The 12,405-nt window shown below is 48.6% G+C and carries 10 protein-coding genes; 8 read left to right on the top strand and 2 right to left on the bottom strand.

Annotated elements, in window-relative coordinates:
* Positions 1–79 precede the first annotated feature (79 nt).
* The 4 genes from P0X86_RS14465 to P0X86_RS14480 all read left to right on the top strand — a co-directional run bounded on the left by P0X86_RS14465 (position 80) and on the right by P0X86_RS14480 (position 5,300).
* Positions 80–595: a DUF3189 family protein gene (locus P0X86_RS14465; protein WP_277748781.1), complete on the top strand. Its 516-nt coding sequence runs from the start codon at positions 80–82 to the stop codon at positions 593–595.
* 476 nt (positions 596–1,071) lie between these two features.
* A complete protein-coding gene (locus P0X86_RS14470; protein WP_277748782.1) occupies positions 1,072–2,667 on the top strand; it encodes a spore germination protein in 1,596 nt (531 codons plus the stop codon).
* 36 nt (positions 2,668–2,703) lie between these two features.
* The gene (locus tag P0X86_RS14475) at positions 2,704–3,909 is read left to right on the top strand and encodes a Ger(x)C family spore germination protein (RefSeq protein WP_277748783.1); all 1,206 of its coding nucleotides are present in this window, start codon (positions 2,704–2,706) and stop codon (positions 3,907–3,909) included.
* A 266-nt stretch (positions 3,910–4,175) separates the two neighbouring features.
* Positions 4,176–5,300, top strand: coding sequence for a GerAB/ArcD/ProY family transporter (locus tag P0X86_RS14480; protein ID WP_213578297.1), 1,125 nt, complete (start codon positions 4,176–4,178; stop codon positions 5,298–5,300).
* A gap of 182 nt (positions 5,301–5,482) precedes the next feature.
* Here the strand turns inward: P0X86_RS14480 and P0X86_RS14485 are convergent, their stop codons facing one another.
* Entirely contained in the window at positions 5,483–5,890 is a 408-nt protein-coding gene (locus P0X86_RS14485) for a hypothetical protein (protein ID WP_096775588.1), read from the bottom strand.
* A gap of 349 nt (positions 5,891–6,239) precedes the next feature.
* Between P0X86_RS14485 and P0X86_RS14490 the strand changes: the two genes are divergently transcribed.
* Positions 6,240–6,365: a hypothetical protein gene (locus tag P0X86_RS14490; protein ID WP_277749112.1), complete on the top strand. Its 126-nt coding sequence runs from the start codon at positions 6,240–6,242 to the stop codon at positions 6,363–6,365.
* Entirely contained in the window at positions 6,352–6,576 is a 225-nt protein-coding gene (locus P0X86_RS14495) for a dihydrofolate reductase family protein (RefSeq protein WP_228468941.1), read from the top strand. Before P0X86_RS14490 ends, P0X86_RS14495 begins: the two co-directional genes overlap by 14 nt.
* Before the next feature lie 82 nt (positions 6,577–6,658).
* Here P0X86_RS14495 and P0X86_RS14500 read toward each other — a convergent pair whose 3' ends face one another.
* Positions 6,659–7,465: a phytanoyl-CoA dioxygenase family protein gene (locus tag P0X86_RS14500; protein ID WP_277748784.1), complete on the bottom strand. Its 807-nt coding sequence runs from the start codon at positions 7,463–7,465 to the stop codon at positions 6,659–6,661.
* Positions 7,466–7,599: 134 nt separating this feature from the next.
* On the opposite strand from P0X86_RS14500, the gene P0X86_RS14505 reads away from it, so the two are divergent.
* Positions 7,600–8,406, top strand: coding sequence for a helix-turn-helix domain-containing protein (locus tag P0X86_RS14505; RefSeq protein WP_277748785.1), 807 nt, complete (start codon positions 7,600–7,602; stop codon positions 8,404–8,406).
* Between the two features lie 606 nt (positions 8,407–9,012).
* Positions 9,013–12,252: an FIMAH domain-containing protein gene (locus tag P0X86_RS14510; protein WP_277748786.1), complete on the top strand. Its 3,240-nt coding sequence runs from the start codon at positions 9,013–9,015 to the stop codon at positions 12,250–12,252.
* Positions 12,253–12,405 lie beyond the last annotated feature (153 nt).

Here is a 12,405-nt window from a genome sequence, read left to right on the forward strand (position 1 = left end):
GATATGTTATTTTGGAGGAATGAGATATAGATTAACGGGAATAATAAGCTCATTACATAATGAAGGCAGGGTACATGAAATGATATTTATTTATAATGATTACGGTGGAACCCACACAACCTCACTGGCGGCCGCGTATCATCTAAATAAACTACCTACGAATCGGCAGCTCACAACCGAAGAAATTCTGGCGGTGGACTATTTCAATAAACTAAATAGGTCCGACATGGGCAAACTCATATTTCACGGGTTGGATGAGAACGGGAATCCGGTGCACACCCTTGGAAGGGGCTCATCCAAGGTTGTCATTCCAGCTCTAGAAAATTTGAGTCTGATCCTTCAAGACAAATATCAGAACGCGGAGCCTATTGTGTTTTCCAACACTTCACCTACCGTTCCATTGATCATGACGATCGGGGGATTTTTGTCCAGAGGATTAAAATTAGGTTTTGTCGGCGATCCTTTATTGGTCGCGGGTTCGAAGCAATGCTGCGCCAATATCCGTGAACTAGTTCTACATACAAAACAAACCGCTGCCGCGAGGTCCGGAACGGAGTCTGTTATTGTTATTGAGAACAAAAATTATTCCGCATAGCTATTCGAAGTCTGTGCTGTGAAGATAATCCGGGATTCAACAGGTTTATCTTCTTTTTTTAGCCAAGTATGCCACAACGTTTTCTGGTATAATCTAGGAGTCTGTCGGGTGATTGTTCGTGCAAGTGTTCTAATGACTGTTGTCACCGCCATGATTGTCATCATTTTCTATGGATTGACTAAACTGATTCAATATATTGATCACAAGTTGTATAAAGAGCTGAAGCGTATGATGAAATAGCGCGACGAAGAAAAGGATGATATCCCAGTCCATCGACTTTCTGGATGTCATCTTTTTTTTGCCTAAATAACAAAATTAATCGATTTTTCGGTTAGCTGCGTTTTCCTGCGGGAGTGGAGGTAATCGAAAATTCTCTTGGCCTGTACGGGTACACAGCAATATTCGTTTGAAAGTTTACAGCTTGTTTTCTTCGGTAATAATGTGGGAATAGCATCTGTGAGAGGAAGGATGTTCCTATGCGGTATCGAAGAAGAAGCGGCCATCACATCAAAAACAACACCAAAGATACCCGACCGGCTAACACATCGACTAAAGATCCCGATGCTTTAAGCTCGGATATAAAAAGCAATCTAAACCATATCAGAGCAGCCCTCGGAAACAGTACCGATATCGTGATCAGGGAAATTCCGCTGGATGAGAAGGAGATACATTATATCGCTATCCTCTATACCGATGGTTTGTCCGACCAGAAGATCATTTCGGAATCCATCATGATGGTCGTAGCTGATATTGCAAAATCCCGGGTTAGGGATGATTCGGATCATTTTGAGGCATTCGAAGGGCAAAAGATATTAGAACAAATTTCCCTCGTCAATAACGAGATTCAGTCTATAACCGATTATAAAAAGTTGTTCCATTCCTTATTGTCGGGAGACACCATTTTTCTGGTAGATGGATTGGATCGAGGTATCGCAGCAGGCACACGGGGATGGAAGGACCGCGGGGTCATGGAAACGTCGGCGGAAAATGTCGTCCGCGGCCCGCGCGAGTCCTTTTCGGAGGCACTGCGTACGAATACGGCCTTGATTCGCCGAAAGATCAAGGATCCGAATCTTTGGATGGAAACGAAGCAGATCGGCCGAGTAACGCAAACCGATGTCGCGATGATGTACATCAAAGGCATTGCTAACGAGAAAATCGTCGGAGAAGTCCGCACCCGGCTTGGACGAATCGATGTAGACAGCATTTTGGAGAGCGGATATATCGAGGAACTGGTCCAGGATAAGACCTTAACTCCTTTTCCCACCGTATATAATACCGAACGTCCCGATGTGGTCGCAGCCGAGCTGCTTGAAGGCAAAGTCGCTATTATCGTGGATGGCACTCCATTTGTGCTGATCGTTCCGGCCCTATTTGTTTCCTTCTTGCATGCTGCGGAAGATTACTATCAGCGCGCGGATATCAGTTCATTCCTGCGGGTGCTTCGCTACCTGAGCATATTCATTTCGTTGCTTGGGCCTTCCCTCTATGTAGCCATAACCACCTTTCATCACGAAATGCTGCCGACCCGGCTCCTGTTCGGGCTGGCTGGACAACGTGAGCAGATCCCGTTTCCCGCCTTCGTTGAGGCCGTCCTCATGGAGGTCACTTTCGAGATTCTGCGGGAGGCTGGCGTGCGGCTGCCCAAAAATATCGGGTCGGCGATTTCCATCGTAGGAACGTTGGTCATAGGTCAAGCCGCCGTCGAAGCGGGGATCATCTCACCGGCCATGGTCATCGTGGTTGCGATAACGGCCATTTCCAGCTTTGTCGTTCCATCTTTCAACATGTCCATTGCTTTTCGGATGCTCCGATTTCCGTTGATGGCGCTTGCCGGATCTTTTGGCCTGTTCGGCATATTAGTCGGGATCATCGCCCTAATTCTGCATTTGTGCAGCCTCCGCTCGTTTGGAGTTCCGTATATGTCGCCTTTAGCGCCGCTAATTCCGGATGGGCAAAAAGACACGCTCTTACGGCTGCCACATTGGATGATGTCGACTCGCCCCCGTTTGATAAATCAGTATAACGTAAAGCGCAGCAACAGCAAACCTCCCCAGAAATCGCGGGAATAGCTAATTTTCATACAAGCGGGAAAGCGAGTGAATTGAATGAAACGGATATTGGCCTTGCTTATCCTACATATCGTCATCACGCTTCTTCTGAGCGGTTGCTGGAACCGGAGGGAATTGAACGAGCTGGCCGTAGCGGTGGCCGCAGGGGTTGACTGGGTAGACGGCCGCTACCGTTTATCGGTCCAAGTCGCTATTCCCGGGCAGATCACAGCCAAAAGGAGCGGAAGTCCCCAAGCGCCTGCTACGCTGTTTACGGCTGAAGGCGACACCATATTTGAAGCGGCGCGAAGGATTACTCAGATCAGCCCGCGAAAAATATATTTTTCCCATTTACGGATGTTTCTGATGGATGAGGCGATGGCAAGGGAAGGGATAGCCAAAGTACTTGACTTGTTATCGAGGGATCACGAATTCAGACCCGATTTCTACCTGGTTGTTACCAAAGGAGCAACAGTGGAGGAAACCTTGAAAATCATGACTTCCATGGAAACGATTCCTGCCAATAAACTTTACGATTCCCTGCAAATCTCGGAGAAGGTTTGGTCACCCAGCATGGCTGTGACACTGGATCAATTGATAAGTGATATTACCAGCAGCGGAAAACACCCCGTGCTTACAGGACTGGTGATAACAGGGAATCGGGATTTTGGAAAAACGAGGAAAAACGTAGAAAATATCGATACACCGAGCCAATTGAAATATTCGGGGCTTGCCGTTTTCAAATTTGACAAGCTGATCGGATGGTTAAACGAGAAGGATAGCAGGGGGTATCGACTCATAAGGGGGCACGTGAAAAGCTCCGTAGCGTTTATTCCCTGCCGGAACGATGGAAAGGTTGTCGTGGAGACGCTGAGAACCGATTCCAAGATAAAAGGAAGATTCGTCGAATCCGGTCCAGAAATGGATATCATGATTCGTTTGGAGGGAAATATTGGTGCTGTGGAGTGCAGCGGATTGGATCTGACGCAGCCAGCAACCGTGAGGGATCTCGAAGTCGAAATGGAAGAAAACATAACCCAAAGCTTGGAGTCCGTTATCAATAAAGTAAAGGATGAGTTTAAAGTGGACATATTCGGCTTCGGGGAGGCTTTTCGCCGTTCGCATCCGAAAGCGTGGAAGGCAATGGAGGAAGAGTGGAACGACCGGTATTTTCCAAACCTCGAGACCCATATTCATGTGGATTACAAAATCCGGCGAACCGGAACAACCAATGATTCTTTTCTAAATGATCTAAAGGAATGAGGCGAATTGATGCTGAATATCGCGATTATTGCAATTTCAGCCACCATCCTAACCTGGCTTGAGCTGCCGAGGATGCTCCGGGAAAAAGAACAAAGGTAAATTTGGGGGTTCACGGCATTTATGATTATAGGCATTGGAATAAGCGTGGTCCAAACGGTCATGAACGATATTCCAACTCCTATGGTTATGTTAACGATCGTATTCAAGCCGTTCAGTGATTGGCTCTCTGCTATCGGTTTGATCCAATAAGAAAAGGAGCAGGAAAGATGCCCGTTGTCAAAATATCATTGCGCCAGGTCAGCATTTTAACTGCCATGTATACGATCGGGAGCGCTATCCTTATCGTTCCTTCGGGTACGGCTAACATTGCTAAGCAAGATGCATGGATTGCCGCTTTGGTCGGGATCGGTCTAGGATTCATGATCTTGGCGCTGCAGTTGCAATTGTCCAAAAAGTATCCGGAAACGAATTTGATGCAATTATCCGAGAAACTTTTAGGGAAATGGATCGGCAAAACGGTAAACTTTCTGTTATTAACTACATTGCTCCTAAGTGGTCCCGCTTGGGTGTTACACGAAATTAGCGACTTCATGACCATACAAATGCTGCCCGAAACCCCGATTCAGGCGATCATTTTCCTCTTCGGGGCCCTTGTTGTCCTGGGGGTGCGTTTGGGGCTCGAAGTGCTGGCCAGATCAGCGGAGATACTGTTTCCATGGTTTCTTCTTCTGTTTCTGTCCATGAGCATTTTATTATTGTCGGAGATTAAATGGGAGAATGCACTTCCCATTTTCGAATCGGGTGCCAAGCCTATCTTCCCTGCCGCAATCTCTTTCGTTAGTACTGCGTTTTTGCCGCACGTCGTGTTGATGATCATCTACCCGGGGGCCGTTAACCGCCCGGCGGAGGCATACAAAGCCGTATATATCGGTAGCCTAATCGGTGCGGGGGTGCTTTTTACGATTATTGGATTAGCGATTTTGGTCTTGGGCCCGGACATTACGGCACGAAATATGTACCCCAGTTATATGTTGGCCAAAAAAATCAATATCGGTAATTTTCTTCAGCGTATTGAAGCAGTCATGGCGGTGATGTGGTTTATCACTTTATTTTTCCGAATCTCTTTGTACTTTTACGCCATTGCGATCGGCGTCAGTCAGATATTTAAAATCAAAAATTATCAGCCGCTGGTCGTGCCGCTAGGCTGGATACTTGCGGCAGTTTCCGTCTTCATATATCCCAATGTTCCATTCAAGTTGGAATGGGACTCAAAGACCTGGATTCCATATACGATCACCATCGGGTTTATATTCCCACTGCTATTGTTTGTCATGCATGGACTCCGGAAATGGCTGTTCAAAAAAAATAAAAAGTCCTCGAAATCCGCTTGAACGGTTGGAGGACAAAGTGGTTTGTTTGATAATCGATTTGTAAACCTGATTGTAATGGAAATAGTTTGGCATGCTCGATCCGTCTACTTGTAGACGGTTTTTTATGTTGAACCGGCAGGAAAGGGTAGATTTTCTCTTGCGCACTAATATATGAAGCCACTCAGACTTCATAAAAGAACGCTTTATGCTAAATCCTTAGGCTTATCACCGATTAAACCCAACAAAAACATTTGAGAATAAGCGTAACCTTTATAAGTCTTGGATAAACACGAAGGAATCGTAAGATCCAGATCCATATAGGTAGTCAAGATCAATTGAGTGAACTCCTTCTGGTTCGTCAAGGAATACTCCTGCAATTGTTTGGCGAATTCCTTGCTGACATGTTCTCTTCCTCCAAGCGCTTGCTGTAATTGGTAACCTGCCAAGTATAACTCGGCAGCTGTATCTTCATCTGTTCCTCGATGCTCAGCTACATAATTGCCGATCCAGTCGCGAACAAGAGTTGAAGGGTCTGTGTTATTCTCCTTCGCAATCTCTTGAAAGCTCTCCTTGAGGTCTTTGGATAGACGGATGTGCAGATTGGTATCCATGGGCAAAACCTCCTTAACGTAGTGAATCTATTGTACACATAATATATACATGTTGTCAACACGTTGTCAACACGTTATTAACACGATATCAGAACGCGCGAAAACACCGGAAAAGCTCCGGTGATAACCGATAGAGGGAGCAACGCCGATCCATTGCTTGAAATGACGGTTGAAGCAGATAACGTGACAGCCAGAGACAAAAACATATACACACTAGAAACCGCGACTATCGCGTTATTGTTATATTTGTTTTTAATGATGTGGAAATCAGCAATTAAGAAGAAATCATGGATAGTTGAGTACGATAAAATCAGTGTGCATGCTCAATATGTGAATCGAGGAGGACTTAATGATGGGTAGAATCATTCTGACTATGCAGACTACGATGGACGGCATTGTATCAAATGAAGATCAATGGATGACATTAAATGAGGAAATCTTTAAAGATTATTTAAATCGAAATGCTCAAAAATAGAGAAGGGAATATCTCTGTAGAGAGTGGAGTAAGAACGTGGCAATTATTTATCCAACATGATTTATTTGATGATCTGTGGTTATTTATACATCCGGTAATCGTTTCACAGGGGGAACGGTTGTTTGCGCTTGCAAATAAACGATTCACTATGAACCTTACCAGCAGTAAAACCTATAGCAACGGTGTACTTGGACTGTACTACAGTAAATAGGGCATTGCTATGAGAAGAGGTCTTCTATTCGAGGAAACCAGTGCGGCCAGCGTCTCTAAGATGTACGCTGGCCGCCTTTATATCAATGGGGATAAGCCGTATCGAATTCGATGCCGCACGGACCGCCATTCGGATTGACGTCAAGGTTGATCTCCGTGCCGTCTTCCCGGAACAAAGGCCGATAAAATGCACCGATTTTGGTGGCCGACGCGTTGGCGTAATGGCAGATGAAAGCGCGGCGGAACCGGTTGGATTTGTTGCGGTAGGAGCCGTGGATCAGGTTGCCGTTAAAGAACAGGACGTCCCCTTTGTCCATGATCGCGGGGAGGACTTTTCTATCCTTGGGCGGCTTCACGAAATGAGTGGTAAACGACTCGTTCGAATCGGCTTCCTCCGGGCATACCAGGTCATAACCACTTGTTTTCGGAACGACGAGCAAACCGCCGTTCTCTTCATCGGCCGCGTCGATTGCGGTCCATGCGGCAATGCAATTGCCCGGCTCCACCTGCAGGTAGAAGTTGTCCTGATGCAGCGCTTGGCCGCGGGAGCCTGGAGGTTTGTAATAGAACATGCTTTGGGCGGCGAGCGCCGGTTCCCCGTACAAATCGGCCAATACCTGCATGACCGGTTTATGCAGCATGTATTTCTTCGCGGTTGCATGAAAGCGGTGCGGATGCATAACGCGGGGATAACGTTTGAGCGGTTCAACGGTTTCATCGTCCAGCACAGGCTCAAAGTGGCCGGGTACGGTCTTGTGGCTGATCTCCTCAAACGTTGCTTCGATCTCCGACAGCTCCTCCTCGCGGAAGAGACCTTTTACAATCAAATATCCCTCCGTTTCGAATTGGTGCAGCTGTTCTTCCGTCAATACGTGTAACCTCTCTCTCATAGCAATTCCCTCCCGCAAATTAATGGTTTTCCTGTTGACAATAGAATAAGGTCTGCTTATCTTGAGAGGAAGTATGATTTCTGCTTAATATTACCGGGATTCTGCTATTCGGGGTACAGAGGAGGAGAGATCGCTTGAGAACGCCGTCTGATAGGCATGCCATATCCTTAGAAAGCACCGGAACCATATTCGGCGATCATTTCGAGCAAAACGATTCTTATCGCCTGCGCCGTCCTAACGGAATGCAGGACTGGCTGCTTGTTTACACGCTGCAGGGTGAGGGCTATTTCCGCACGCCTGCCGGGGAGAAACGCTGCGGATCCGGGCAGCTCGGCCTGCTGCGCGCCAACATCGCCCACGAATACGGGACCGTGCAGGGGACGCATTGGAACTTTCTGTGGATCCATTATCCCGGGCTTCCGGAAAACGGGATGCTGCCGAACGAGGAGTTTCTGGTCGAAACCTTGCCCGATGAACGTGTCCGAGGCCGTGTCGAGCTGGCCTTTCGTAATGTGCTGCAAGATTCGCTGGACCGGTTAGAACTGTGGGAAGCTCTGTGCGAGAACGCCCTGCGTGAGATTTTGCTTCTGCTTGCACAGCGGACGAACAAGAGGCTAGATCCCAGAGTCGAGCAAACGCTTGGGTTGTTATCCCGTTCGTTAAAAGAAAACGTCAAAATTGATGCCTTATCCCGAGAGATCGGAATTTCGGGATCCAGGCTGGCGCACTTGTTCAAACAGCAAACGGGATCCACGATTTTGGAGCATCTGAACCAGATGAGGGTTCGACATGCCGCTTTATTGATGAGCCATTCGGGCCGTACGGCGAATGAAGCCGCTCATGACGTAGGGTTTAACAGTTACAATCATTTTGCCGATCAGTTTCGCAAGCAGTTCGGGGTTTCGCCGAGGCAGTACCGCCAGGCATGCAGGCATCCATGAAATGCCGGGTTTACATTCGATGCCTGAATGAAGACGGTGCAGCCATATCAGAGTAACATACGAAAGAACAGGAAGGACTGCTGAAGGGCAGTCTTTTATTTTTCTATTCCCGCATTTGAGATATCATCGGTTCCTCAGCCATTTCGCTATGATCCCAATTGTAGAATTTCATAAAGAGCTTGATAAAATTGAGCAAGATTCCATCCGTATGACGGTACTTTGCTGCCTATGCGGGGCCGCTTATGATGCGGCTTTTTAGTCGTTTCATCTTAACTTTGTGACAGAATCGAGCTTGGTTAACTGCTAGAAATAACAACTTTTCTGCTGTGATGCTTCTGCTTCTTTTGAAATATCCACATTGTCGAATAAAGGGACAAGAGGAATATGGCATGATCGTTATGGATTGACACCATCCCGGTATTTGCCTAATATACGGCCAGACGGTTCCGCTAGTCTTCCATATTCCACCAGAGCGGGTTGCGTCTAATCATGACCAAAGGAGGTTCGGATTACTAAAAAACAGAGGCTGAATGCCTGCCGGATTCGTTCATAGCTATTGGAGCGGTCTTTCGGGATAGTCAACACCGAAATCTAAGGAGGTCATTTATGAGATTTGCAAAAAGCGGCAAGTACCAGGTCTTTATGCTGGCATTGTGTCTGTTATTGGTTTGTTCGGGTGGCGGTCTCGCCGCTGCTTCCGGGGAGAGCAGGCTTGCTCAGAAAACATACGGAACACCGGAGGAAATTCTCGTTCCAAACAACTATACGGTTGCCGTGTTCAACGGTACGGCAGGGAAGGAAGAAGGCCGCAACGTTCTTTATGCGACCAGTAAAGGAAAGCCGGGGCATCTTAACGTGATCGATCTGGAGGATTATAAACTGCTTCGCAGCATTCCGATCGGCCCCTCCGAAAGCTCCTGGGCACATACCACGGCACCGGACGGGACCTTGTTCCTTGCGGCCGACGGCGGAGGAGCCAGGCTGTGGAGCTACTCTCCCGTTACTCACGTGCCAGAGCAGGTAGCCCAATTCGACGGTCAGTCGGTGCCGAACAGCATTACCACGGATGAACAAGGGCGCGTGTATGTCGGAACCTATCCCGGCGGCAAAGTGTACCAATACGACCCGGCTACGAAGCAAACCAAAGATTACGGCCGCGTCATCGGCGTGCTCGACCAGGAATATGTGCGCTCCATTGCTTACCAGGGCGGCAATATATATGCCGGCACCGCGCATAAGCAGATCGTGCGCGTGAATTTAGCGACCGGTGAGAAAACAAATATCGCGGCTTCCCTGCCGGTTAAGGAAGACACCGTGTATGACCTGAGCACGATTGATAACCGTTATTTGTTTGCCCGATATACGGACGGAAGCGGCATTCCTGGAGAGGCGTTTATCTACGATACACAGACGGAAAGCTGGCTGGATGTTGTGCTGGAGAACGTAACGGGGCTGCACGCGACGGACTCGCTTGACGGAAAACTGTATTACATGTCCGACAAGAAATTGAAAACGTTTAATCTTGCTACGCATGAGGTCGAATTGACCGGCATGGAGTACAACAGCGGATTTCGGGGAGTAGATTGGGTGGAATTTCCCAATAATCCGGAATACCCGGGCAAAAATCTGGTGACCGTCCGTTATGACGGCGGTGTTACGATCATGAACATCGAAACCAAGCAGGTGCACCTGATGCCGCCGGTCATCCCGGGTCTGCCAGGCGTTGTCAACCGGTTGAAAAGCGTATCGGACACTCAATTGATCACCACCGGCTCGCAGGCCCGTTCCTCGCTCGTCGATTTGACCAATAACACCGCGACGCCGTTCAGCATCGGCCAAGCGGATAGCGTTCATGCCGTAGGCAATAAAGTCTATATGGGCGTGTACCCGGAAGGCGGACTGTACGAGTTCGATTTATCGACGGAGCCTGGATTGAACAATCCGAAGAGACTGGCCGTTCTGGGCAACGATCAGGAGAGGCTGGTTGATATCTCCAGTTCCAAAAGCAAGCTCTACATTTCGACGATTTCCGGTTACGGCACTTTGGGCGGCTCGTTGACCGTTTATGATACCGCCACCGGAGAAATCAACGTTCATCGCAACGTCGTCCAGAATCAGAGCGTGCTCAGCACGACGGTTCATGACGGCAAGGTGTTCGGTTCCACCACGATTCGGGGCGGACTGGGCTCCGAGCCGACGGAAGCGGAAGCAAAGATTTTTGTTTGGGATGAAGAGACGCAGCAAAAAATCACCGAGTTTCCGCTCCGGGTTCCGGGGCTGGATAAACCGATATTCATCGGAGATCTTTCGGCCGGTCCGGACGGCTTGATCTGGGGAGCATCCTATGAGTATATTTTTGCGATCGACCCCGATACGTATGAAGTCGTGAAGAGCAAAAAAGTGTATCCAAGCTTGAATTTCAGCCAATGGGCGCATCACCCGCTCCGCTGGTCGGAGGATGGTCTGCTTTACGTGCTGTTCAACAACAAATTGACGGTCATTGACCCTGAAACGCTGGAGCATCGGACATTGGCCGACACCTCCAGATTCGATTTACATGTGGATGGGAATCTCTATTTCACAGACATGCAGACCAATACGATTCTGTATCGGATGGAGGTTGACGGAGAAGTCGTGGAAGAACCGCCGCATACGGCTGTTCCCGTCACCAATCCTGGTTTCGAAGAGGAAATGAAGGGATGGAGTCAATTATTCGCTCCAGGCAACGGTTATCGCTATGATCTCAGCACGGAACGCAGTTTCACGGGAACGCACAGTCTGAAGATTACGGACACGCTGAGAACGGCATCCGTTGCCGTCCAAAGTGATGCGATTCCCGTAGTCCCGGGAGAGGAATATACGGCAGGCATGAATCTCTATATTGAATCGGGCCAGCCGGGCTTTATGTTCCGATTCTTTGACAGCAATAACGCCACGATTTCCACACTGGAAACCCATTTGGATGAATCGCGATTGGCCCAATGGCAGAAAGTGACGCTCAGAGGGAAGGCTCCGGCTAATGCAGCTTATGCGAAACTGATTGCGGTAACTTCCAGATACAATGTGGCAACGGCCTATTATGACGATTTCTTTGTAACCGTAAAAGACAGCGTTCCGCCCGTCTCGACGGTTAGCTTATCGCCTTCTCCCAACGAGAACGGCTGGGTGAATGCCGATGTGTCCTTGTCCATTTCTTCCGACCGCGCCTACTCTATTGCATATGCTGCGGAAGGCGCGCAGCCGATAGAGAAGACCACGGTAAAAGGGAGTACGGCTCAGCTTCAAATCACTGAGGAAGGCGTCACGACGGTTACCTATTCCGCCACCAACTTCTCAGGCGTATCTGAGGCACCTGGAACGCTGAACGTGCAGATCGACAAGACGGCTCCCGTCGTTGAATTCACCGGTGAGCGTACGTACACGGTAACCGACTCCGTATACGTTTCGTGCAGTGCCGTCGACAGTCTGTCTGGGTTAGCTGACAATCCTTGTTCTCTTCCGCTGCTCGAACGTCCTGCCTATTCCTTCGAACCGGGCTCCCATGAAATATCCGTAACGGCAGTCGATTTGGCCGGAAATAAAACGGAATCCGTCTTTCGTTTTGAGGTAGCCGTGACCTATGACAGCATTATTGGGCTGGTAGAGCGTTTCGCAGGAAGCGATCAGGGACTCGCACAATCGCTGTCTACGAAGCTGCAAGGCGCCAAAGAGGCGGAGGATCGAGGCAACGACTCCGCTAAGCAAGGCAAGCTGAACGCTTTTACCAACCAAGTCAGGGCGCAATCCGGCAATAAATTGACGGATGAACAGGCGGATGTGCTTGCAAAGCTGGCAGCATATCTATAAGCAGACTTAGAGCAAGGTAATGAATATCGACCATGCGTCTCTAAAAGCTCGTATATTAGAAACAGCCGCGTAAACCACGCGGCTGTTTCTTTTTTTCGGAACTGATACCGGCCCTCCCTTGCGAGGATCATTCGACAATCTACCGTACACAAG

Origin of the sequence: Paenibacillus sp. BR1-192 (assembly GCF_029542445.1) — a bacterium.
GTDB lineage: Bacteria > Bacillota > Bacilli > Paenibacillales > Paenibacillaceae > Paenibacillus_AQ > Paenibacillus_AQ lautus_A.

What these genes read in the sequence shown, in the direction of transcription:
- P0X86_RS14485 (WP_096775588.1), bottom strand. Translation starts at nt 5,890, where the DNA reads ATGGATACCAATCTGCACATCCGTCTATCCAAAGACCTCAAGGAGAGC.
- P0X86_RS14510 (WP_277748786.1), top strand. Translation starts at nt 9,013, where the DNA reads ATGAGATTTGCAAAAAGCGGCAAGTACCAGGTCTTTATGCTGGCATTG.
- P0X86_RS14470 (WP_277748782.1), top strand. Translation starts at nt 1,072, where the DNA reads ATGCGGTATCGAAGAAGAAGCGGCCATCACATCAAAAACAACACCAAA.
- P0X86_RS14465 (WP_277748781.1), top strand. Translation starts at nt 80, where the DNA reads ATGATATTTATTTATAATGATTACGGTGGAACCCACACAACCTCACTG.
- P0X86_RS14500 (WP_277748784.1), bottom strand. Translation starts at nt 7,465, where the DNA reads ATGAGAGAGAGGTTACACGTATTGACGGAAGAACAGCTGCACCAATTC.
- P0X86_RS14490 (WP_277749112.1), top strand. Translation starts at nt 6,240, where the DNA reads ATGATGGGTAGAATCATTCTGACTATGCAGACTACGATGGACGGCATT.
- P0X86_RS14495 (WP_228468941.1), top strand. Translation starts at nt 6,352, where the DNA reads ATGCTCAAAAATAGAGAAGGGAATATCTCTGTAGAGAGTGGAGTAAGA.
- P0X86_RS14475 (WP_277748783.1), top strand. Translation starts at nt 2,704, where the DNA reads ATGAAACGGATATTGGCCTTGCTTATCCTACATATCGTCATCACGCTT.
- P0X86_RS14480 (WP_213578297.1), top strand. Translation starts at nt 4,176, where the DNA reads ATGCCCGTTGTCAAAATATCATTGCGCCAGGTCAGCATTTTAACTGCC.